The 21713-nt window shown below is 74.0% G+C and carries 21 protein-coding genes and 1 tRNA gene; 13 read left to right on the top strand and 9 right to left on the bottom strand.

All coding sequences use genetic code 11. The features are described from left to right. Positions 1-61 precede the first annotated feature (61 nt). Positions 62-2854 (bottom strand): pyruvate dehydrogenase (acetyl-transferring), homodimeric type, encoded by a 2793-nt coding sequence (gene aceE / locus K329_RS0101760; protein WP_028471709.1) that lies wholly within the window; start codon positions 2852-2854, stop codon positions 62-64. Positions 2855-3106: 252 nt separating this feature from the next. Between aceE and K329_RS0101755 the strand changes: the two genes are divergently transcribed. The 5 genes from K329_RS0101755 to K329_RS29230 all read left to right on the top strand — a co-directional run bounded on the left by K329_RS0101755 (position 3107) and on the right by K329_RS29230 (position 6907). Further along, positions 3107-3550, top strand: a complete 444-nt coding sequence (locus tag K329_RS0101755) for a DUF3052 domain-containing protein (protein WP_028471708.1) — start codon at positions 3107-3109, stop codon at positions 3548-3550. Positions 3551-3714: 164 nt separating this feature from the next. Then, entirely contained in the window at positions 3715-5349 is a 1635-nt protein-coding gene (locus tag K329_RS0101750; protein WP_028471707.1) for an AMP-binding protein, read from the top strand. 62 nt (positions 5350-5411) lie between these two features. Beyond that, positions 5412-5918, top strand: coding sequence for a peroxiredoxin (locus tag K329_RS0101745; RefSeq protein ID WP_157571516.1), 507 nt, complete (start codon positions 5412-5414; stop codon positions 5916-5918). 213 nt (positions 5919-6131) lie between these two features. After that, a tRNA-Val gene (locus tag K329_RS0101740) sits at positions 6132-6205 on the top strand. 183 nt (positions 6206-6388) lie between these two features. Next, entirely contained in the window at positions 6389-6907 is a 519-nt protein-coding gene (locus K329_RS29230) for a hypothetical protein (protein WP_028471705.1), read from the top strand. A gap of 96 nt (positions 6908-7003) precedes the next feature. Here K329_RS29230 and K329_RS0101730 read toward each other — a convergent pair whose 3' ends face one another. Continuing rightward, on the bottom strand, positions 7004-7456 hold the full coding sequence (locus K329_RS0101730) for a MaoC family dehydratase (protein WP_028471704.1): 453 nt from the start codon (positions 7454-7456) through the stop codon (positions 7004-7006). Positions 7457-7654: 198 nt separating this feature from the next. On the opposite strand from K329_RS0101730, the gene K329_RS0101725 reads away from it, so the two are divergent. Further along, on the top strand, positions 7655-8701 hold the full coding sequence (locus tag K329_RS0101725) for an adenosine deaminase (RefSeq protein ID WP_425411462.1): 1047 nt from the start codon (positions 7655-7657) through the stop codon (positions 8699-8701). Here K329_RS0101725 and K329_RS31575 read toward each other — a convergent pair. From K329_RS31575 to K329_RS0101710, 3 genes are all read right to left on the bottom strand, one after another. Continuing rightward, entirely contained in the window at positions 8673-9923 is a 1251-nt protein-coding gene (locus K329_RS31575; protein WP_245596405.1) for a uridine kinase family protein, read from the bottom strand. The two genes, K329_RS0101725 and K329_RS31575, sit on opposite strands and share 29 nt — an antisense overlap. A gap of 17 nt (positions 9924-9940) precedes the next feature. Beyond that, the gene (gene deoC / locus K329_RS0101715) at positions 9941-10642 is read right to left on the bottom strand and encodes a deoxyribose-phosphate aldolase (protein ID WP_028471702.1); all 702 of its coding nucleotides are present in this window, start codon (positions 10640-10642) and stop codon (positions 9941-9943) included. Positions 10643-10710: 68 nt separating this feature from the next. Beyond that, a complete protein-coding gene (locus K329_RS0101710) occupies positions 10711-12420 on the bottom strand; it encodes a phospho-sugar mutase (RefSeq protein WP_052336454.1) in 1710 nt (569 codons plus the stop codon). Between the two features lie 45 nt (positions 12421-12465). Here K329_RS0101710 and K329_RS31180 point away from each other — a divergent pair, with 45 nt between their 5' ends. From K329_RS31180 to K329_RS23925, 3 genes are all read left to right on the top strand, one after another. Beyond that, positions 12466-12672 (top strand): hypothetical protein, encoded by a 207-nt coding sequence (locus tag K329_RS31180; protein WP_169721558.1) that lies wholly within the window; start codon positions 12466-12468, stop codon positions 12670-12672. Positions 12673-12764: 92 nt separating this feature from the next. Beyond that, complete coding sequence (locus tag K329_RS31175; RefSeq protein ID WP_052336249.1) at positions 12765-13076, top strand: HEAT repeat domain-containing protein; 312 nt, start codon at positions 12765-12767, stop codon at positions 13074-13076. A 27-nt stretch (positions 13077-13103) separates the two neighbouring features. After that, positions 13104-14111, top strand: coding sequence for a GNAT family N-acetyltransferase (locus K329_RS23925; RefSeq protein WP_157571515.1), 1008 nt, complete (start codon positions 13104-13106; stop codon positions 14109-14111). Positions 14112-14130: 19 nt separating this feature from the next. Here the strand turns inward: K329_RS23925 and K329_RS0101695 are convergent, their stop codons facing one another. From K329_RS0101695 to K329_RS0101680, 4 genes are all read right to left on the bottom strand, one after another. Then, positions 14131-15177: an aldo/keto reductase gene (locus tag K329_RS0101695; RefSeq protein ID WP_028471700.1), complete on the bottom strand. Its 1047-nt coding sequence runs from the start codon at positions 15175-15177 to the stop codon at positions 14131-14133. Next, positions 15174-15596, bottom strand: a complete 423-nt coding sequence (locus tag K329_RS0101690; protein WP_028471699.1) for a MerR family transcriptional regulator — start codon at positions 15594-15596, stop codon at positions 15174-15176. Before K329_RS0101690 ends, K329_RS0101695 begins: the two co-directional genes overlap by 4 nt. Before the next feature lie 68 nt (positions 15597-15664). Beyond that, on the bottom strand, positions 15665-16483 hold the full coding sequence (locus tag K329_RS0101685; RefSeq protein ID WP_052336247.1) for an NAD-dependent epimerase/dehydratase family protein: 819 nt from the start codon (positions 16481-16483) through the stop codon (positions 15665-15667). A gap of 64 nt (positions 16484-16547) precedes the next feature. Continuing rightward, positions 16548-17210, bottom strand: a complete 663-nt coding sequence (locus K329_RS0101680; RefSeq protein WP_043641860.1) for a biliverdin-producing heme oxygenase — start codon at positions 17208-17210, stop codon at positions 16548-16550. A gap of 223 nt (positions 17211-17433) precedes the next feature. Here K329_RS0101680 and K329_RS30610 point away from each other — a divergent pair, with 223 nt between their 5' ends. Genes K329_RS30610 through K329_RS31570 form a run of 4 tightly spaced genes read left to right on the top strand, consistent with a single transcriptional unit; the run spans position 17434 to position 21705 of the window. Next, positions 17434-18606 (top strand): heme/hemin ABC transporter substrate-binding protein, encoded by a 1173-nt coding sequence (locus tag K329_RS30610; protein ID WP_157571514.1) that lies wholly within the window; start codon positions 17434-17436, stop codon positions 18604-18606. After that, entirely contained in the window at positions 18603-19724 is a 1122-nt protein-coding gene (locus tag K329_RS0101670) for a FecCD family ABC transporter permease (RefSeq protein WP_043641857.1), read from the top strand. Before K329_RS30610 ends, K329_RS0101670 begins: the two co-directional genes overlap by 4 nt. Beyond that, a complete protein-coding gene (locus K329_RS23915) occupies positions 19721-20569 on the top strand; it encodes a heme ABC transporter ATP-binding protein (protein ID WP_052336246.1) in 849 nt (282 codons plus the stop codon). The genes K329_RS0101670 and K329_RS23915 overlap by 4 nt, the downstream gene beginning before the upstream one ends. Continuing rightward, on the top strand, positions 20557-21705 hold the full coding sequence (locus K329_RS31570) for a hypothetical protein (RefSeq protein ID WP_052336245.1): 1149 nt from the start codon (positions 20557-20559) through the stop codon (positions 21703-21705). Before K329_RS23915 ends, K329_RS31570 begins: the two co-directional genes overlap by 13 nt. The last annotated feature ends 8 nt before the right edge of the window (positions 21706-21713 follow it).

Below are 21713 nucleotides of genomic sequence, written 5' to 3'. Positions count from 1 at the left end.
CCCGACGTCGAGGAGAAATCTCCGACGCCGGGACCATCCGCGGCCCGTGAGGACGAGGAGGTCAGGCCGCCCCGCCCTCCTGCTCGACGTTCTTCACCGCGGTCGGGTCGTCGATGCGGTACGTGTCGAACGCCTTCTGCACGACGGCGGTCTCGATCTCGCCGGCCTCGGCGAGCGCCTGCAGCGCCTGCACGACGACCGACTGGGCGTCGATGTTGAAGAAGCGCCGCGCCGACGGGCGGGTGTCGGCGAAGCCGAACCCGTCCGCACCGAGCACGCGGTAGTCCTCCGGCACCCAGCGGGCGATCTGCAGGGGCACGGCCGCCATGTAGTCGGAGACCGCGACGACCGGACCGGACGAGGCACCCAGCTTGTCGGCGACGTACGCCGTACGGGGGGCCTCGCTCGGGTGGAGCAGGTTCCAGTCCTCGGCGGCGACGGCGTCGCGGGCGAGCTCGTTCCACGACGTGACCGACCAGGTGTCGGCGGCGACGCCCCACTCCTCGTCGAGCATCCGCGCGGCGTCCTTGATCCACGGGAAGGCCACGCCGGAGGCGAGCAGGCGGACCCGCGGGCCTTCCTTCTGCGACGCCGAGACCTGGTAGATGCCCTTGAGCAGGCCCTCGTGGTCGAGGCCCTCGGGCTCGGCCGGCTGCTCGACCGGCTCGTTGTAGACCGTCATGTAGAAGATGACGTTCTCGCCCTCGGGGTGCGTCTGCGTCGTGCCGTACATCCGCTCGAGGCCCGAGCGCATGATGTGGCCGACCTCGTAGGCGAACGCGGGGTCGTAGTGCACGACCGCCGGGTTCGTCGACGCGAGCAGCGGCGAGTGGCCGTCCGCGTGCTGCAGGCCCTCGCCGGTGAGCGTGGTGCGACCCGCGGTGGCGCCGACGAGGAACCCGCGCGACAGCTGGTCGGCCATCGCCCAGATCGAGTCGCCCGTGCGCTGGAACCCGAACATCGAGTAGAAGATGTAGAACGGGATCATGTGCTCGCCGTGGGTCGTGTACGCCGACCCGGCCGCCGTGGCGGACGCCATGGCGCCGGCCTCGGAGATGCCCTCGTGCAGCATCTGGCCGGAGGCCGACTCCTTGTAGGCGAGGAGCATGTTGCGGTCGACGGCCTCGTACTGCTGGCCCGCCGGGTTGTAGACCTTGGCGCTCGGGAACATGGAGTCCATGCCGAAGGTCCGGTACTCGTCCGGCGCGATCGGCACGATGCGCTGGCCGATCTCGGGGTCCTTCATCCAGTCGCGCAGGAGGCGGACGGCGGCCATCGTCGTGGCGACCTTGTTCTTGCCCGCGCCCTTCTTGAGGTCGGCGTAGACCTTGTCGCCGGGCAGCTTCAGCGCCGTGGCGCGGTTGACCCGACGGGGGAGCGAGCCACCGAGCTGGTGGCGGCGCTCCATCATGTACTCGATCTCGGGCGACTTCGGGCCGGGGTGGAAGAACGGCGCCGCGCCGGTCTCGTCGTACGCGATCTCGAGGTCGCGGTCGGAGATCGGCAGGTAGAGGCGGTCACGGAACTTCTTGACCGCGTCCTTGTCGAGCTTCTTCATCTGGTGGGTGGCGTTCTTGCCCTCCAGCGAGTCGATCGTCCAGCCCTTGATCGTCTTCGCGAGGATGACGGTCGGCTGGCCGACGTGCTTCTGGGCGGCCTCGAACGCGGCGTACACCTTGCGGTAGTCGTGACCACCGCGCGGGAGCTTGCGGATCTGCTCGTCGCTCATGTGCTCGACCATCGCCCGCAGGCGCGGGTCACCGCCGAAGAAGCTGTCGCGCACGTAGGCGCCGTCCTCGACCGAGTAGGTCTGGAACGCGCCGTCGGGCGTCGTGTTCATCTTGTTGACGAGCACGCCGTCGACGTCGCGGGCGAGCAGCTGGTCCCACTCGCGGCCCCAGACGACCTTGATGACGTTCCAGCCGGCGCCACGGAACGTGGACTCCAGCTCCTGGATGATCTTGCCGTTGCCGCGCACCGGGCCGTCGAGCTGCTGCAGGTTGCAGTTGATGACCCAGGTGAGGTTGTCGAGCTCCTCGCGGGCCGCGACGCCGATGGCGCCCAGCGACTCGGGCTCGGCCATCTCGCCGTCACCGAGGAACGCCCACACCTGCTGGTCGCTGGTGTCCTTGACCCCGCGGTTGTGCAGGTAGCGGTTGAAGCGCGCCTGGTAGATCGAGTTGATGCCCGTGAGGCCCATGGAGACCGTCGGGAACTCCCAGAACTCCGGCATGAGACGCGGGTGCGGGTAGGAGGAGAGCCCGGCACCGACCCCGTGCTGCACCTCCTGGCGGAAGCGGTAGAGCTGCTCCTCCGAGAGACGGCCCTCGAGGAACGCGCGGGCGTAGACACCGGGGGAGGCGTGGCCCTGGATGTAGACCTGGTCGCCACCTCCCGGAGCGTCCTTGCCGCGGAAGAAGTGGTTGAAGCCGATCTCGTAGAGGCTGGCCGACGACTGGTACGTCGCGATGTGGCCACCGACCTCGAGGCCCTTGCGGTTCGCGCTCGAGACCATCATCGCGGCGTTCCACCGGATGAAGGCCCGGATGCGGCGCTCCACGTCCTCGTCGCCGGGGAACCAGGGTTCCCGCTCCGGCGGGATGGTGTTGATGTAGTCCGTCGAGCGCAGGGCGGGGACGCCGACCTGCTTCTCGCGGGCCCGCTCGAGCAGCCGGAGCATCACGTAGCGCGCGCGCTCGCGACCTCGGTCGTCGATCAGGGAGTCGAAGGAGTCGAGCCACTCGTGGGTCTCGTCGGGATCGATGTCGGGCAACTGGGTCGGCAGGCCCTCGTGGATCACGGACGTGGAAGTGGTGCGCGACTGGCCGGGTCGGGGTGTCGAGTCAGCGGTCACCCGCTCATCGTCGCACGTGTGACGAGCACAAAAAATCTACCCACCAGTACGTCGCCGCGGGCGCCCGTGCGGTGCCGTGACCGTGGTTCCCTGGGCGCCGCGGGGCATCCTGGGGGAGCCCACTGGGCGGAACGGGTTGCGCAGCCTGCGGAAACCCGCTGGACTACGGGGCACCGCGCGGCGCGCGACGCCGCAGAAGACCGCCGGGACCGGCGGTGACGAGTGCGATGAACGGACCAGATGGAGGAGACAGTGAGTGCGACCGCGGGTGGCGGGTCCACCCAGACTGAGAGCGACACGGCCGGGCCTGCGGCCCGCCTGGGGATCACCAAGGGAATGGTGGTCCAGGAGCTGGGCTGGGACGAGGACACCGACGACGACCTCCGGGTGGCCGTCGAGGACGCCATCGACGCCGACATGGTGGACGGGGACTACGGCAACGTGGTCGACACCGTCCTGCTGTGGTGGCGCGCCGACGACGGCGACCTCGTCGACGGCCTGGTGGACTCGCTGACCGACCTGGTGGGCGGTGGCGCGATCTGGCTGCTGACCCCCAAGGTCGGCCGCCCCGGCAGTGTCGACCCCGCCGCCATCTCCGAGGCCGCGCCCGTCGCGGGCCTCGCCCAGACCACGACCGCCGGTGTCAGCAAGGACTGGTCCGCCACGCGTCTCGTGGCGCCGAAGTCCCCCGCCTGACCCGACGACCGGGCCGCGCCGCTGCGGCCCGGCACGACCACACGATCGGTGCCCACCCGCCGTACCGCCGCCGTGACACGAAATGTCACACGGTGTGACACTGGGTGTGTACCGATCGTTTGCGTCCACGTACCCTCGACCTCGTCCCCGACGAAAGGTCGAGCATGAGCGCTCTGACGACGAAGGTGTCCGACGCCGGCGTGAGCCTGCGGGTGCTGCGCCGGTCCGGCATCATCCGCCCCTACTCGCCGAAGGTGCTCGCGGGCATGCTCGGCACGCTCCGCACGTGGGGCACGACCCCGGCCGGCGGTTTCAAGACCCTCGCGCTCCGGGCGCCCGACGAGGTCGGCGTGGTCGACGAGCTCGGCTCGCTCACGTGGGGCGAGCTGCACCGGCGCACCACCCGCCTGGCCCGCGCCCTGCGCGACCTGGGGGTCCGGGAGGGTGACGGCGTCGCGATCATGTGCCGCAACCACCGCGGCTTCGTCGAGTCGTCCATCGCCGTGAACAAGCTGGGCGCCGACGTGCTCTACCTCAACACCGCCTTCGCCGGCCCGCAGCTGGCCGACGTGCTCGAGCGCGAGCAGCCCCGGGTCGTGGTGCACGACGAGGAGTTCTCCGAGCTCCTCGCGGGTGCCGACCTCGACCACCGGGTGCTCGCCTGGGTCGAGGGCGACGACCGTGCGGCGCCCCGTGCCGACGGCACGCCCACGCTCGAGGGTCTCGTCGCCGCCGGCTCGGACGACGAGCTCGACCCGCCCACGCGCACGCCGCGCACGATCATCCTGACCTCGGGCACGACCGGTACGCCGAAGGGCGCGCCCCGGCCCCAGGGCGGCGTCCCCGCCGCGGTGTCGCTGCTCTCGCGGATGCCGCTCAGGTCGGGCTGGCGCTGCCACATCGCCGCCCCGCTCTTCCACACCTGGGGCTTCGCCCACTACCAGCTGGCGATGCTGCTCGGCACGACCATGGTGCTCCGCCGCAAGTTCGACCCCGCTGCGGCCCTGGAGGTCGTGGAGTCGGAGCGCTGCGACTCGATCGTGGTCATCCCGGTGATGCTGCAGCGGATCCTGGCGCTCGGCGACGACGTTCTCGACGCCCACCCGCTGCCCACGCTGCAGGTCGTGGCGTCGTCGGGCTCGGCCCTGCCCGGCGACCTGGCCCTCACGTGGATGGACCGGTTCGGGGAGAACCTCTACAGCACCTACGGATCCACCGAGATCGCCTGGGCGAGCATCGCCGACCCCGAGGACCTCCGCGCCGCGCCGTCGTCGGCCGGCCGCCTGCCGCACGCGACCGTCGTGCGCATCCTCGACGAGCAGGGGAGGCCCGTGCCCGACGGCGAGGCCGGACGGATCTTCGTCGGCAACGACCTGCAGATCGAGGGCTACACCGGAGGCGGGTCGAAGGAGATGGTCGACGGGCTGATGTCGTCGGGCGACGTGGGCCGGTTCGGACCCGACGGTCGCCTGTACGTCGAGGGCCGCGACGACGAGATGATCGTCTCGGGCGGCGAGAACGTCTTCCCCCGCGAGGTCGAGGACTGCCTCTCCCGTCACGAGGCGGTCGTGGAGGTCGCGGCCGTGGGCGTCGACGACGACGACTACGGCCGGCGCCTGCGGGCGTTCGTCGTGCTGGAGAGCGGCGCCTCGGCCGACGAGGACACCCTGAAGGCGTGGGTGAAGGAGAACCTGGCGCGCTACAAGGTGCCCCGCGAGATCGTGTTCCTCGACGAGCTGCCCCGCAACGCCACGGGCAAGGTGCTGAAGCGCGAGCTGAAGGAAGCGCCGGAGGCGTGAGCGCCGGGACCGTGGCGCCGGGTGTGGGAGCCGCCGTCGGTGGCGGGTGCGAGGATGTCGGCATGCCGCAGGGACAGGTGACGACCGTGACGAGCGCCGCGGGCGAGGTGGGCGTGCCCGTCGGTGCCCCGGCGCCCGACTTCACGCGCCGGGACCAGTTCGGGCAGGACGTGACGCTGTCGTCGTTCCGGGGTCGCAAGGCGGTCGCCCTCGTGTTCATCCCCTTCGCGTTCTCCGGGGTCTGCACGGGCGAGCTCGGGGGAGTGCGCGACCGGCTCGCCGACTTCCTCACCTTCGACACCGAGGTCCTCGCCCTCTCCTGCGACCCGGTTTACTCGCTGCGGGCGTTCGCCGACCGCGACGGCCTCAACTTCCCCCTGCTCTCCGACTTCTGGCCCCACGGCGAGGTCGCCCGCAGCTACGGCGTGTTCGACGAGGTGCGGGGCTGTCCGCGGCGGTCCTCGTACGTCGTCGGGGTCGACGGCACGATCCGCTGGGCGGTGCACAACCAGATGGCCGACGGGCGCGACCTGAGCGCCCACCTCGACGCCCTGCGCGCGGGGGTCTGAGGGCCGTCGGCCCTGCTCGTGGTCCAGACCAGTGGTCGGATCGTGAGACGGATGCGCTGGAGCCTGGCGGTCGCGCCACCGGCGGTTGCATGATCGACCGGTCGCACCGCTGGAGACCCGAGACTCCAGCGGTGCGGCTCACATTTCGGGCTGTCGGCTCCGCCGCCCCGACGTACCCGCACCGCCCGGCTGTCGTAGGCTGTCCGCGCTCCAGGGCGAATAGCTCAGTTGGTCAGAGCGTCCGGTTTACACCCGGAAGGTCGGGGGTTCGAGACCCTCTTCGCCCACCCTGCAGCCCGCCGCGGCCTCCCCGGTCGTGGTGCCGCGGCCGCACGCCGGTCACCCCACCTGGTCGGCCCGCCCCATGAGAGCCCTCTCACGCAGCGCTCACGGTCACCTCACCGCAGCCCGGCAGTGTCGTCCTCATCGACCACGAGGCCCGCTCGCCGGTCGCACGAGAGGAACTCCCCATGCTGATGAAGCTCATCCTTCCCGGGTTCGTCGCCCTGCTCGGCATGGCCGGCGCCGTGATGCTCGCGCTCCCCGACGTGGGGGACCCGCGCTCCGACCGGCCGACGACCGTCGCCGCGTCCTCGGCCTCCGCGTCGGACGACGCCGGCGACGACACGACGACCGGCCCCACCGCACCGCCCACCGCCCCGCCCACCGCACCCTCCACCGCACCGCCCGCCACGGGCGCCCCCACGCCGCCGGCCCCGGCGGCCCCGCCCACGGCCGGGCCCCTGGACGACGACGGGCGTGACGACGACGGTCGCGACGGGCGTGACGATCGGGACGACCGCGACGACGACGGCCCGGCCGCCGCCCCGGCGCCCCGCCCGGCCGCGCCCAGCGCCGTACCGACCCCGCGCCCCGCCCCGCCGGCCGCCGTCGCCCCCCGTGGTGACGACGACGACCGCGACGACCGGGACGACGACCGCCACGACGACGACCACGACGACCACGACGACGACGGCGACGACGACTGACCGGTCCTCACCCCGCACGACGCAGCGAGCCGGCACGGACCCTCGGGGGTCCGTGCCGGCTCGTCGTCGTACGGGTCGACCTGCTGCGTGCGGCGGTCAGGCGAGGAGCAGCACGACGGTCTCGGCGACGCAGGCGGGCTTGGTCTCGCCCTCGATCTCGACCTTGTAGCGCAGCAGCACCTGCTTGCCGGCGGGGAGGTCGGTGACCTCGCCGAGCGAGACGTGGGCGCGCACGCGCCGGCCGACGAGCAGGGGCTGCGGGAACCGCACCTTGTTGACGCCGTAGTTGAGCTTGGCGCCCGGTGTCTCGAACGCGACGACCAGTGCGCCGAGCATCGGCACGAGCGACAGCGTCAGGTAGCCGTGCGCGATCGTGCCGCCGAACGGGCCGGTGGCCGCGCGCTCGGGGTCGACGTGGATCCACTGGTGGTCGCCCGTGGCGTCCGCGAACTGCTGCACGCGGGCCTGGTCGATCTCGACCCAGTCGGAGACGCCGAGCTCCTCGCCCGCGGCTGCGGACACCTCGTCGAGCGTGTGGAACGTGCGCATCGTCGTACCCCCTGCGTGTGTACCGGTCGGTTGCTCGGGGTCAAACCTAGCGGCCGCCGGCCCGCAGCCGGTGAGGCGGGCCGCCGAATCGGCCGGGACCGTCGTCGACTGCCAAGATGAGCCATGGTCGAGAACACTCTTTCCTCCGCCCGGTCCACCACCCCGGCCGCCCCGCTCACCCGCGAGACGATCCGGCGCGTGCCCAAGGTCCTCCTGCACGACCACCTCGACGGCGGCCTGCGTCCCCAGACGATCGTGGAGCTCTCCGCCGAGATCGGTCACGAGCTGCCCGCGGACGGCGCCGAGGCCCTCGCCGACTGGTTCGCCGAGTCCGCCGACTCCGGCTCCCTCGTGCGCTACCTCGAGACCTTCGCCCACACGGTCGCCGTCATGCAGACCGCCCCCGCGATCACCCGCATCGCCCGCGAGTGCGTCACCGACCTCGCCGAGGACGGCGTGGTCTACGCCGAGATCCGCTACGCCCCGGAGCTCATGATCGAGCAGGGCCTCACGCCCGACCAGGTCGTCGCCGCGGTCCAGGCGGGCTTCGAGGAGGGCATGGCCCTCGCCGCCGAGGCCGGCACGCCGATCGTCGCGCGGCAGCTGCTCACCGCCATGCGCCACCAGGCCATGTCGCGGGAGATCGCGGAGCTTGCCGTCTCCTGGCGTGACCGCGGGGTCACGGGCTTCGACATCGCGGGCGCCGAGGCCGGGTTCCCTCCCACCCGCCACCTCGACGCGTTCGAGTACCTGCGCCGCGAGAACGCCCACTTCACGATCCACGCCGGCGAGGCCTTCGGGCTGCCGTCGATCTGGGAGGCCCTGCAGTGGTGCGGCGCCGACCGTCTCGGCCACGGCGTCCGGATCATCGACGACATCACGGTCGGCGACGACGGCTCGGTGACGCTGGGCCGCCTCGCCAGCTACGTGCGCGACAAGCGCATCCCGCTCGAGATGTGCCCCAGCTCGAACGTGCAGACGGGGGCGGCGCCCTCGATCGCCGAGCACCCCATCGGGCTGCTGGCCGACCTCCGCTTCCGTGTCACGGTCAACACCGACAACCGGCTGATGAGCCGGACGTCGATGACCGAGGAGATGTGGCAGCTGCACACGCAGCTCGACTTCGGCCTCGACCGCCTGGAGTGGCTCACCACGAACGCGATGAAGTCGGCGTTCACTCACTACGACAAGCGCTACGCGCTCATCACCGACGTCATCAAGCCGGGGTACGCCGCGCTGCGCTGAGGCGGGCGGGGCGCCACGCCGCACGTCGGCGTGCCGTCCCGGTCGTCGAGGTCGGCAGGACCGCGCCCCAGGCCACCGGCCAGCCCAGCGCGCCGAGCTCGTCGCGCGTCAGCTGCCCGCGGGTGACCTGCACGAGGCCGCCGCGGCCCGGCTGGTAGGCCGTGAGGTGGTGGTCGTCGACCGCCGTGACGAGCACGACGTGCCGCGGCATCGTCCGGCTGCCGACGTACAGCGGCACCGGGTGCCCGGCGTCGACCGCGGCGCTGATCTGCTCCCAGAGGTCGTCGCCACGACGCACCCAGGCGTACGACGTGCCCGGCCGCCCCGAGACCCGCCGCAGGTGGCGGGCGGCGGCCCAGGGCGCCGTACCGAGGGCGCGGGGCCACGGCACCTGCGTCTCGCCGGCCAGCCGCAGCCGGCTGGTCGCGTCGTGCACGTCGAGCGCCTCCTCGCGCAGCCGTGCCTGCGGATCGGCGGCACCGAGCACCGCGGCGGCGTACGCCGGGGAGTGGTGCAGGTGGGCGACCACCAGGCAGCACGAGCCGCACGTGGTGGCGTCCGGCTGCACGAAGCCGGCCAGCACGCTGGCGAGCGAGGCCGCCGGGTGGCGCGGTCGGGACTCCACCTCGGCCGCGAGCGCCCGCAGCAGCCCGAACGCCTCGTGGGTCGTCGCCGGCGTGCAGCCGTGGGCGACGGCGTGCGCCACGACCTCCCGCTGCGCGCGCATCAGCGCCAGACCGCGGCGGACCAGCAGGAGCGGCGGCTTGCGGTGCTCGCGCAGGTCGCGGGTGAGGCGGCGCCAGAAGGTCACGGCGGGGGGCTGGGTGAGGCAGTACGCCGCCGCGAGCAGCCCCCGCTCGACGCAGGCGTCGACGATCTCGGCGGCGAAGATGCCCTCGGCGACGAACAGCGGCGACCCGCCGAGGTCGAGGTGCTGCGTGCCGGTGCGGCCGTTCGCCGCGATCTCGTAGACGGGGACATCGACGGTGCCCTCGCGGCACAGCGTCTCGAGGGCCTCGAGCGCGTCGTCGAGGATCCAGGAGTCCGGGTGGTCCCAGTCGACGATGCCGGCGTTGGCGCCCTCGGTGACGCGGGGGAGCGCCGGGTCGTCGCCGTCGCGGTAGAAGTCGTCGAGCCGCAGGACCGGGAGACCGAGCCGCTCGGCGAGACGGGACTTGCCGGACCCCGAGGGCCCGGCGAGCACGATGACCTGCGCGCGCACGGGTGCCGGTCGGCCGGTCAGTAGCCCGCGCCGCCGCCGGACGCGCCGGCGAGGAGGGCGCGGCTGCCGGAGACGCCGAGGCGGGTGGCGCCGGCGGCGACCATCGTGCGGGCGTCCTCGATGCTGCGGACACCGCCCGAGGCCTTCACCCCGAGGTCGGGCGCCACGGTCCGGGCCATCAGGCGCACCGCGTGCTCGGAGGCACCGCCCGCGGGGTGGAACCCGGTCGAGGTCTTGACGAAGTCGGCGCCGGCGTCGGCCGAGGCGCGGCAGACGGCGACGATGGTGTCGTCGTCGAGGGCGGCCGACTCGATGATCACCTTGAGGACGGTGGGGGCGGGCACGGCGGCCCGGACGGCGGCGATGTCGGCCCGGACGTCGTCGATGCGCCCCTCGAGCGCCGCACCCACGTCGATGACCATGTCGATCTCGTCGGCACCCGCCGCGACGGACTCCGCGGCCTCGGCGGCCTTGACCGCCGAGGTGTGCTTGCCGCTGGGGAAGCCGCAGACGACCGCGACCTTGAGGTCGCTGCCGGCCGGGAGGTCGAGCGGCAGCATCGACGGCGAGACGCACACCGAGAAGGTGCCGAGCTCGACGGCCTCCGCGACGAGCGCGGCGACGTCGGCCCGCGTGGCCTCGGGCTTGAGGAGGGTGTGGTCGATGATCCCCGCGATCTGCTCGGCGGTGGGCGGGGTCGGTTGCGTCGCGTCGGTCACGCCCGCAAGCATAGGACCCGGAGGACCTGCCGCCGACCGCCGGAGGGCCCCGCCGGGGAGGCCGTCGCTCAGAGCCCCGCCGCCGCCTTGACGCCCTGCTGCAGGGCGTCGAGCCGCGTCGCGGCGACGATGCGCGCGGCGTCGACCGCGTCACGGGCCGCCTCGCCGTCGGGGGTCTCCTCGACCGGTACGACGACCTCGAGGTAGCACTTGATCTTGGGCTCGGTGCCGCTCGGACGCACGATGACGCGGGCGCCGTCCTCCAGCCGGTAGCGCAGGCCGTCGGTGGGCGGCAGGGCCGCGGAGCCGAGCGCGAGGTCCTCGGCCTCCAGCACCACGAGGCCGCCGAGCTCCGTCGGGGGCGTCGTGCGCAGCCGCTGCATCGCCGTGGCGATGACGTCGAGGTCGGTGACGCGCACCGACAGCTGGTCGGTGGCGTGCAGGCCGTGGGTGCGCGCGATGTCGTCGAGGGCGTCGAGCAGGGTGCGGCCCTCCGCCTTCAGCGACGCGGCGAGCTCGCAGAGCAGCAGGGCGGCCGAGACGCCGTCCTTGTCGCTCACCGACGACGGGTCGACGCAGTAGCCGAGCGCCTCCTCGTAGCCGAACGCGAGACCCTCGAGGCGTCCGATCCACTTGAAGCCGGTGAGGGTCTCGACGTACGGCTGGCCGCCGGCGGCGGCGAGCTTGCCGAGCAGGGACGACGACACGATCGAGCAGGCGTAGGTGCCGGTGGCGCCGCGCGCGAGGAGGTGGGTGGCGAGCAGCGCCCCGACCTCGTCGCCGCGGAGCATGCGCCACCCGGCCTCGGCGCCGCCCGGCACGGGCACCGCGGCGGCGCAGCGGTCGGCGTCGGGGTCGTTCGCGATGACGAGGTCGGCACCGACCCGGACGGCGAGCTCGAGCGCGAGGTCGAGGGCGCCGGGCTCCTCGGGGTTCGGGAACGCGACGGTCGGGAACGCGCCGTCGGGCTCCTCCTGGGCCTCCACCACGTGGGGGGTGTCGAACCCGGCGGTCTCGAGCACCTGGACGACGGGCACGGCGCCGACGCCGTGCAGCGGGGTGTAGACGGTGACGAGGTCGCGCGGGCCGTCGACGGCCAGCTCCGCGACCGTGTCGAGGTAGCGGTCGACCAGCGAGTCGTCGAGCACCCTGCCGGCGGGGCCCCGGGGCACGTCGGCCAGCGCTCCCACGGCCGCGATCCGCGCAGCGATCTCGGCGTCCGCCGGCGGCACGATCTGGCAGCCGTCGCCGAGGTAGACCTTGTAGCCGTTGTCGGCGGGCGGGTTATGGCTCGCCGTCACCATCACGCCGGCCACGCTGCCGAGCTCCCGGATGGCGTAGGCCAGGATCGGCGTCGGCAGGGGCCGCGGCAGCACGTGTGCGCGCAGACCGGCGCCGGTGACCACCTCGGCCGTGTCACGGGCGAAGACGTCGGAGTTGCGGCGGGCGTCGTACCCGATCACGACCGAGTCCTCGGGGCCCGCGCCGTTCGCCTTCAGGTGGGCGACGAGCCCGGCCGCGGCCCGGAGCACGACGACGCGGTTCATCCGGTGGGGGCCCGCGCCCAGCGCGCCGCGCAGGCCCGCCGTACCGAACTCGAGCGGCCCGGAGAAGCGGTCGGCCAGGTCGGCGAGGGCGTCGTCGGCGCCACGCTCGGCGGCGTCCAGGACGGCCTCCAGCTCCGCCCGCGTCTCGGCGTCGGGGTCCTCCGCGATCCAGGCGCGTGCGTCGTCGAGCAGGGCGGAGCGGGAGGCGTCGTCGGTGGACCGGAGAGTCATGAGCGCACGGTAGCCGGTGGGCCGGTGGGGGATGAGGATGGTGCCGTGCCGCCCCTCGTCCCCCCGCACGACCTCACGGTGCCGCTGCGGGCCCTCGTCGCCGGCCTCGTCGACGAGGTCGGCGAGGCAGAGGTGCTGCGGCGGTGCGTCGCGCTGCTCGACGGTGCGCCCCGCGAGGAGCACCTCGACGTCCTGCCCCACCTCACCGGTTCGCGTTCCCGCCCGACCCGCGGGCGGACGGCGCCCTCCTGAGCCGCTCCACCTGGGCCGACCTCTGGCCGCGTGCCTGGGGTGCCCGCGGGATCCTCCACGCCTGGACGGTCCGGCCCGTCCCCGACGAGGAGGTGGCCGCCGCCGTGGTCCGTGGGCTCGGCGACCCGGACTGGCGCCCGGCGGAGGCGTGCCTGAGGGTCGCGGTGCGGCACGAGCTGTCCGGAGCGGCCGGTCCGGCGACCCTCCTGGTCGGGCACCCGCTGCCGCGCGTGCGGGGCCAGGCCGTGCGGTGCCTCGGTGTCGTCGGCGACACGGAGCACGTCGACGTCGTGGTGGGGCTCCTGGACGACGCGGACCCGTCCGTGCGACGGATCGCGGCGGGCGCCGTCGCCCGGGTGGCGCGGCGCCTCGACCGTCCTGACCTCGAGCGTCTGCTCGACTGATCCGCACGCGGTGGCAGGATCGGTCGGGTGAGAACTGTTCTCGACGACGCCGTGCCCGACCCCGACGACCGCGCCGAGCTGGTGGCCGCCCACGACCGGCACGTCCGCCGCCTGCAGCAGGTCGACGGGCTCGTGCGGGTGAGTGCGCCGGGCGGGGACGACGGGAGCCTCGCGGGTGCCGTGCTCACCCCGGCCGCGGCGGCGCTGGCCGGGCGGGACGCCGACGTGGTGGGGCTCGCGACGGTGCGGGAGAGCGACGCCCTCTGGGTGAGCCGTCGGACGCACACGTTGGCGGTGCGGGCTGGGGCGGCCGACGGCGGCAACCTCCAGGCCGGCTGGGGCAGCGTGCTCGACCAGTGGCTCGACCTCGTCGCCCGGGACCCGCTCGCGACCGACCCCGAGACCTCCGCCACCGTGTCGCTCGCCAGTCGCGACCAGGCCCTGGTGGCCGGGCTCGTACGACGCCACTTCGGCCCCGCGTCGGTGCTGGCGATCCGCAGCCTCGAGCGGGCCGACCCCGAGGCCTGGACCCGGCCGCCCGAGGGCGTCCGCGTGCGGACCGCGACCCTGGACGACCTGCCGTGGCTGCTCGACCGCACGCTGGCCCTCCACCGCTGGGAGACGGGCTTCGGGTACGTCCCGCCCCGGCCCGACGCCCGCACCCAGCTCGAGCCCGAGCTCGCCGAGGCCATCGGCCGCGACGAGGGCTGGACGTGGATCGCCGAGCTCGACGGCGCACCCGTCGGGCTCTGCCAGGTGAACCCGCCCGAGGCGGCCGCCTGGGTCTCCGACGCGACCTGGCTGAGCCCGGTCGGCTACCTCGTCAGCGCCTTCGTCGACCCGCGGCTGCGCTCGGCCGGGCTCGGCAGGGTGCTCGCGGCGACGGCGGCCGCCGCCGCCCGCGAGGCGGGCTGGGCGGCCCTCCTGCTGCACCACGCCGGGGTGAGCGCGTGGTCCGTGCCGTTCTGGTCGTCGATGGGCTACCGGCCGCTCGTCACCACGTGGATGCGGCGCCCGGCGGTCCTGCCGCGCTGAGGCCCGGCCGGACCGCCGGTCAGGCGTCGATCGTGGACATGTCGCCGTACCGCTCGCCGACCACCGCGTCGCGGGGCACCGCGGTCTCGAGCGCGGCCAGGTCGTCGGCGTCGAGGGTCACGGCCAGCGACCCGAGGTTCTCCTCGAGGTAGGCGACGCGCTTGGTGCCCGGGATGGGCGCGACGCCGAGGTCGTCGGTCTGCTGGGCGAGCACCCAGGCGAGGGCGAGCTGCCCCGGGGTGGCCCCGCGGGGGGCGGCCAGCTCGCGCACCTTCGCCACCAGGGCCAGGTTGGTGTCGAGCGCCTCGCCGTGGAACCGCGGGAAGTACGCCGAGCGCCGCGAGTCGTCGGCAGCCAGCGTGTCGGCCGACGTGATGGCGCCGGTGAGGAGCCCACGCCCCAGCGGCGAGTAGGGCACCAGCCCGATGCCGAGCTCGCGCAGCGTCGGCACGATCTCGTCCTCGATGTCGCGCGTGAAGAGCGAGTACTCGGTCTGCAGGGCCGTGATCGGGTGGACGGCGTGGGCGCGGCGGATCGTCGCGGCGCTGGCCTCCGAGAGGCCGAGGAAGCGGACCTTGCCCGCCTCGACGAGCTCCTTCATCGCGCCGACCGTCTCCTCGATCGGGACGTCCTTGTCGACGCGGTGCTGGTAGTAGAGGTCGATGACGTCGACGCCGAGGCGCTCCAGCGAGGCGTCGCACGCGCGCCGCACGTAGTCGGGGTGGCCGTTGACGCCCACCCGGGTGCCGTCGGGCAGCCGCTCGTTGCCGAACTTCGTGGCCAGCTGGACGCCGTCGCGGCCCTGGCTGCTCGAGGCGATCGCCGCGCCCACGAGGCGCTCGTTGGTGAACGGGCCGTACATGTCGGCGGTGTCGAGGAACGTGCCGCCGAGGTCGAGGGCGCGGTGGATGGTGCGCGTGGCCTCGGACTCGTCGCCGGTGCCGTAGAACTCCGACATGCCCATGCAGCCGAGGCCGAGGGCGGAGACGGTCAGGGCGGCGTCGCCGCTCCCGAGGGTGCGGGTCGGCACGGTGCCGTGGTCGGGGGAGGTGGGGTGCGTGGTCATGACGACGAGTCAACGCCTTCGAGCGCGCTCGAAGTCAAGGGGCCGATGCCCTGGGCCTCCAGCCGGTCGACGTAGATCCCGATCTTCCGGTCGATCGCGCCGAGGTGGTCGGTGACCTCGGCCAGCTGCGCCAGCACCGCGCTGCGGTGGCCGCGGAGCAGGTCGAGCCGCTCGGCCTCGTTGCCGGCGCCGCTGCGCACGAGGTCGGCGTAGCGCCGTACCTCCCGGATCGGCATGCCGGTGGAGCGCAGCCGCGTCACGAGGTCGATCCACGTGAGGTCGGTGTCGCTGTAGCGCCGGTGGCCCGTCGCTCCCCGCTCGACGGGACGCAGCATCAGCCCGTCGCGCTCGTAGTAGCGCAGCGTGTGGGTGGTGAGGCCGGAGATCCGGGCGGCCTCAGCGATCGAGTACGACGACATCGGGCCAGTGTCCGCCTTCGAGCGCACTCGAAGTCAAGGCCCGCTACCGGCCGTCGGCCGCAGGCCGGTCAGAACGCCGGGCGCCAGAACTCCTCGGTCGCGAACGGGCCGCCGACGCGCGCTGCCTCGACCTCGTCCTCGGCGCGGTCGGCGATCTGGTCGGCCCACGCCTCGGAGTCGTCGGCGGGGTGGTAGCCGAGCGCGCGCCCGGCCTCCAGGTCCCACCACGCCCGCGTGTTCGCGGAGATGCCGTAGAGCACGGCGTACCCGGGCGCGGTCGCGGTGAGGGAGGCCTCGACCATCCGCACGCAGTCGGCGGGCGAGAGCCACGTGGCCAGGTGGCGGACCGTGGTCGGCTGCTCGAGGAAGGAGCCGATCCGGCAGGCCACCGCGTCGATGCCGTAGCGGTCGGCGTAGAGGCTGAGCACCGCCTCGGCGGCGACCTTCGCGGCGCCGTAGAACGTGTCGGGGCGGGGGGCCGTGCCGACGCCCACGACGCCCTCGGGCCCGGCCGCCGAGCGGGGCGTGCCGCCGACGGCGTGGTTCGACGACGCGTAGACGATCCGGTCGACGTGGTGGGCCACCATCGCGTCGAGCAGCGCGGCCGTCGTGACCGTGTGGGAGGTCAGCGACTCGGCCAGGCTGCCCTCCCCGGGGTTGCCCGCGAGGTGGACGACCGCGGCCAGGGGCGCTCCCGCGTCGGCCTGGAGGGCGAAGACGGCGGCGACGGCGTCGGGGTCCGCGCAGTCGACGGTGTGCCAGGGGAGGTCCTCCCCGGCGGGAGCGGGGGAGCGGTCGAGGCCGACGACGTCGTGCCCGGCCGCGGTGAGGCCGGGGACGACGACGCGCCCGAGGGAGCCGGCAGCGCCGGTGACGAGTACGCGCACAGCGGTCAGGCTAGACCGCCGGCCCCCAGGGGGCCGGGTGACCCGGCGCGGCGCGCGGTGGGGCTCAGCGGCGGTAGCGGTCCAGGTCGACGCTGAGCTCGGCGAAGAGGGCCTGGTTGAGGCCGAACGCGGCCTTCACCTCGGCGACGACGCGCTGCTTCTCGTCGGCGTCGAGGTTGAGACCGTCGAGGCGGGCGCGGTAGGCGTCCTTGTAGGGCTTCGGCTTCGGGATCGCCGGGAACGCGTAGAAGGCCACGCCCGCGCCGCCGAGCTCGAAGGTCCGGTCGAGGATGCGGCCGATCGCCTGGCCGCCGGAGAGGTCGCCCAGGTAGCGGGTGTAGTGGTGGGCCACGAAGAGCGGCGCCCACGTCGTGGCGTTCGTCACGCGCTCCGCGTACGCCGAGGCGGCCGGGCTGTCGACCGTGCGGGGTCCGGCGGGCGCCCAGTGGTCGAGGTCGGCGTCGATCGCGGCCAGCCGCTCGAGGCCCGGGTCGAACACGGCGGCGACCGCGGGGTCGGACGCCGTGGCGCGGGCGGTGGCCTCGAGGGCGGCGTACACCTGGCGCAGGCGCAGGAGGTAGGCCGTGTAGCCCGCCTCGTTCACCCGCCCGCCGAGCAGCTCGGCCATGAAGGACGACCCCTCGGCGGCGGTGTGCTCCGCCTGCGAGCCCTCGCGCATGGCCGTGGACAGCGGGGCGTCGAGGTGGGGCTGGGCGAGGACGGTCATGGGGGCTCCCGGCGGCTGGGTGCGGAGGGCGGCACCGCGTCGTCGCGGACACCCGGAATGATTTTCTCGACAGAGTGTCGACAACATGTCGACACTCTGTCAAGATGCGGGACCAGAGGTAAGGCTTGCCAAACTTGCCTTAGGCTAACCTAAGTCGGCCGTCGACTCGGAGATCGACCACCGACGCCGTGTCCCCGCTTCCTCATCGAGACGAGAGCCCTGCATGCGTTCCCCCGTGTCGACCCGTGCGTCGACCACCGTGCTGCCCCGTGGACGGCGGTCGTCCCGCTCCGCCCCGACCGCGGTCGTCGTACCGGTCGCCGGAGTCGTCCTGGCCCTGCTGCTCTCCGCCTGCGGGCTCGAGGGCGTCGGCGCCGAGAGCCACGGCGACTCCGCGGCCGACGGTCCCGCCGCCCCGGCGCTGGCGGACGCCACGCCGCTGGACGACGTGCGTGACTGGCAGGGTGACGTCTCGGCCGTCATCGAGCAGACCGACGTCGAGCCCGTCGCCGACCCGACCCCCGAGCTGCCGGTCACGCTCACGGACGTGCAGGGCACCGAGGTGACGGTCACCGACACGAGCCGCGTGCTCGCGCTCGACGTCTACGGCACGCTCTCGCGCACGGTCTTCGAGCTGGGGATGGGCGACGTGCTCATCGGTCGCGACGTCAGCACCCAGTTCGACGAGGCCTCCGACCTGCCGCTCGTGACCCAGAACGGCCACGACCTCAACGCCGAGGCGATCCTCGGCCTCGACCCCACGCTGATCCTCACCGACACCTCGCTCGGGCCGTGGGACGTCATCCTGCAGATGCGCGACTCCGGCATCCCGGTCGTCGTCGTCGACGGCCACCGCGGGCTCGACAACCTCTCCTCGCTGACGATGGAGGTCGCGACGGCGCTCGGCGTGCCCGAGGCGGGGGAGCAGCTCGCCACCCGCGTCGAGGCGGAGGTCGCCGAGGTCCGCGACTCGATCGCCGAGGTGGCGCCCGCCGAGGAGAGCCGCCGCCTGCGCACGGTCTTCCTCTACGTGCGCGGCACCTCCGGCATCTACTACATGTTCGGCGAGGGCTCCGGCGCGGACGCGCTCATCGACGCGGTCGGCGGCTACGACGTCGCCGGCGAGATCGGCTGGGCCGGCATGAAGCCGGTCACCGACGAGGGCATCATCGCCGCCCAGCCCGAGCTGCTGCTGATGATGACCGACGGGCTCGAGTCCGCCGGCGGCGTCGACGGCCTGCTCGAGCGGCTGCCCGCGCTCGCGGCGACCCCGGCCGGCGAGAACCAGCGCATCGTCGACATGGCCGACGCCCAGATCCTCGGCTACGGCCCCCTCACCGCGCAGGTGCTCAACGCCCTCGCGGTCGCCATCTACGCGCCGGAGTCGGTGGCGTGACGACCGCTCCCGTCACGCCGTCGCCCGCGAGGGCCGCGACCCCGTCGTCGGGCCCGGGCGCCGGTCTCCAGCGACGTACGTCGGCCCTCGCCGCCCGCGTCGGGCTGCTGGGCGGGCTCGGGGCGGCGCTCGTCGTCGCCTGCCTGCTCGCCGCGGCCACGGGCCAGTTCCACATCCCCGTCAGCGAGGTCGTCGGCTCCGTCCTGCACCGCGCGGGCCTCGACCTCGGGCCCCTGCCGACCCACCCGCAGGCGGAGAACAACCTCTGGAACGTGCGCTTCCCGCGCGTCGTGATGGCGGCGCTCGTCGGCGCCGCGCTGGCGAGCGCCGGCGCGCTGATGCAGGGCGTGTTCGGCAACCCGCTGGCCGAGCCCGGGGTCGTCGGCGTCTCGTCGGGCGCCGCGGTGGCCGCCGCCGTCGTCATCGTGTTCTCCCTCGACTTCGCCGGCACCTGGACCATCGCGGTCTGCGCGTTCCTCGGCGGGCTCGCGACCACGCTGCTCGTCTACGTGATGGCCCGCGACAACGGGCGCACCGAGGTGGTGACGCTCGTGCTCACGGGCATCGCCGTCAACGCCGTCGCCAGCGCCGGCCTCGCGTTCCTGCTGTTCCTCGGCAACACCGCCGCCCGGGAGGAGATCGTCTTCTGGACGCTCGGCAGCATGAACGGCTCGCGCTGGCCGGAGGTGCAGGTCGTCGTGCCGCTCGTCGTGGTCGGCCTCGTCGCCTCGCTGCTGCTCGCCCGCCAGCTCGACCTGCTCGCCCTCGGCGACCGCGCCGCGCGCCACGTGGGTGTCGACGTCGAGCGGCTGCGGCTCGTCGCGATCGTCGTGGTCGCCGTGCTCACCGCAGCGGGGGTCGCCTTCTGCGGCGTCATCGCCTTCGTCGGGCTCGTCGTGCCCCACCTCATCCGCATGGTCGCCGGCCCCGGCCACCGCATGCTCGTGCCCGCCAGCGCGCTCGGCGGCGCGACCCTCCTGGTCGTCGCGGACCTCTGGGCCCGCACGGCGATCGCCTACGCCGACCTGCCCATCGGCATGCTCACCTCGCTGGTCGGTGGGCCCTTCTTCTTCTGGCTGCTGCGCCGCACGCGCCGTACGGCGGGGGGCTGGGCATGAGCGCCACCTCCCGCACGACCGACCGGGGCCTCGTCGCCCGCGGCGTCACGGTCACCGTCGACGGCACCACGATCCTGGGCGGGGTCGACCTCACGGTCCTCCCGGGAGAGGTCGTCGTGCTCGTCGGGCCCAACGGCGCCGGCAAGTCCACGCTCCTCGGTGCGCTCACCGGTGACCTCGAGCCGACGTCCGGCTCCGTCGAGCTCGACGGGGTGCCGGTCGCGTCGTACCGCGCCCGCGACCTGGCCCGCCGGCGCGCCGTCCTGCTCCAGCAGCAGCGGCTCGCGTTCGGGTTCCGGGCCCGCGAGGTGGTGGAGATGGGCCGTGCTCCGTGGCACCGCGCCCCCGAGGCCGAGGACGACCTCCGGATGATCGCCGAGGCCGAGGCCCGCGCCGACGTCGCCCACCTCGCCGAGCGTCTCTACCCGACCCTGTCGGGCGGGGAGCAGGCCCGCGTGTCGTTCGCGCGCGTGCTCGCCCAGGGCACCCGCCTGCTCCTGCTCGACGAGCCCACCGCCGCCCTCGACCTCCAGCACCAGGAGGCCCTGCTGCGGGTCGCCGTGCAGGAGGCCCGCGAGGGCTCGGCCGTGGTCGTCGTGCTCCACGACCTCTCCCTGGCCGCGGCGTACGCCGACCGGGTCTGCGTGCTGGCCCACGGCGCCGTACGGGCCACGGGCACCCCCCGCGAGGTGCTGACGCCCGCGCTGCTCAGCGAGGTCTACCACCACCCCGTCGACGTCGTCGAGCACGCCGGCCACCTCCTCGTCGTACCGGTGCGCGGCCCCGCGTCCGCCCCGCCCGCCCCCTCGTCCCCGCTCCCGAAGGAGGACTCGTGCCCCGTCTGAGCGCGCTCTCCCCGTCCACCGACCACTCCCGCCGCGCCCCGGTCCTCGGCCTCCTGGTGGCCCTGGTGGCGGCCACGCTGGTGCCGCTGCTCGCCGCCGCGCCGGCGCAGGCGGCCTCCCGCGTGAGCGTCGCGAACCCCGACGGCGACGCGGTCGTCGACGCCACCTACGCCACCACGCTCACCGTGAGCGGCAGCGGCTTCCAGTCCGTCCAGGGCGGCCACGGCGGGGTCTACGTCTTCTTCGGCACCGTCGACCCCGGCTGGCAGCCGAGCCGCGGCGGGCGCACGGGCGTCGACTACTTCTACGTGCCCGACTCCGAGAGCGCCGACAACCAGGGCTTCCAGAAGTACGTGGCCTTCCCCGGCTCCGACACGGCCGCCTCGGCCAACGGCGGCACGATGAGCGCGAGCGGCGCGTGGTCGACCACGGTCGTCGTGCCCGGCGCGACCTTCACCGCCTACGACCGCTCGAGCAACGAGCGCACGATCGACTGCCGCGAGGTCACCTGCGGGATCATCACCGTCGGCGCCCACGGCGTCACGAACAGCAGCAACGAGACCTTCACGCCGATCGAGGTCGGCAGCCTGTACGACGAGGAGCCCGCAGGCGGCGGGAGCGCGGCGCCCCCGGGCGCGACCACCACCACCGCGCCCGGCGCTGCGGCTGCGGAGCCCGGCGCGGCCCCGACGACGGCGGCCCCCGCCGCGCCGGCCGGACCGCCCGCCCTCGAGGTCGACCGCTCGGCCGCGGTCGCCGGTCGGGTGCTCCCGTTCCGCGCCACCGGGCTCACGCCCGGCCAGCAGCTGAGCGTCACCTTCGACGACGGCGCCGCCGGGGCCGGACCGTTCCAGGTCGCCGCCGACGGCAGCATGGCCGGCGTCGTCACCCTGCCGGCGGAGACCGAGGCCGGCACCCACGAGCTGCGGGTCTTCGGCACCGCGGAGCCGCTCGCCGTCAGCTTCGCCGTGCAGGCCGCCGACACCGCGCCCGCGACCGAGGAGGTCGCGGTGAGCGCGCCGGAGGACGACGGCGGCCTCGACTGGCTCGCCCTGGGGTTCGTCGTCGTGGCGGCCCTCGTGCTGGCGGCCGCGGCCGGCCGGCTGCTGCTCGTCCGACGGAAGGCGACCCGATGACCCCGCCC

The organism is Nocardioides alkalitolerans DSM 16699, from assembly GCF_000426525.1.
Classification (GTDB): Bacteria; Actinomycetota; Actinomycetes; order Propionibacteriales; family Nocardioidaceae; genus Nocardioides; species Nocardioides alkalitolerans.
This window is presented reverse-complemented; position numbering and strand designations above follow the sequence as displayed.

What these genes read in the sequence shown, in the direction of transcription:
- K329_RS0101745 (WP_157571516.1), top strand. Translation starts at nt 5,412, where the DNA reads ATGCCGCAGGGACAGGTGACGACCGTGACGAGCGCCGCGGGCGAGGTG.
- K329_RS0101730 (WP_028471704.1), bottom strand. Translation starts at nt 7,456, where the DNA reads ATGCGCACGTTCCACACGCTCGACGAGGTGTCCGCAGCCGCGGGCGAG.
- K329_RS30610 (WP_157571514.1), top strand. Translation starts at nt 17,434, where the DNA reads ATGCGTTCCCCCGTGTCGACCCGTGCGTCGACCACCGTGCTGCCCCGT.
- K329_RS0101690 (WP_028471699.1), bottom strand. Translation starts at nt 15,596, where the DNA reads ATGTCGTCGTACTCGATCGCTGAGGCCGCCCGGATCTCCGGCCTCACC.
- K329_RS23915 (WP_052336246.1), top strand. Translation starts at nt 19,721, where the DNA reads ATGAGCGCCACCTCCCGCACGACCGACCGGGGCCTCGTCGCCCGCGGC.
- K329_RS0101750 (WP_028471707.1), top strand. Translation starts at nt 3,715, where the DNA reads ATGAGCGCTCTGACGACGAAGGTGTCCGACGCCGGCGTGAGCCTGCGG.
- K329_RS0101680 (WP_043641860.1), bottom strand. Translation starts at nt 17,210, where the DNA reads ATGACCGTCCTCGCCCAGCCCCACCTCGACGCCCCGCTGTCCACGGCC.
- K329_RS0101695 (WP_028471700.1), bottom strand. Translation starts at nt 15,177, where the DNA reads ATGACCACGCACCCCACCTCCCCCGACCACGGCACCGTGCCGACCCGC.
- K329_RS0101710 (WP_052336454.1), bottom strand. Translation starts at nt 12,420, where the DNA reads ATGACTCTCCGGTCCACCGACGACGCCTCCCGCTCCGCCCTGCTCGAC.
- K329_RS29230 (WP_028471705.1), top strand. Translation starts at nt 6,389, where the DNA reads ATGCTGATGAAGCTCATCCTTCCCGGGTTCGTCGCCCTGCTCGGCATG.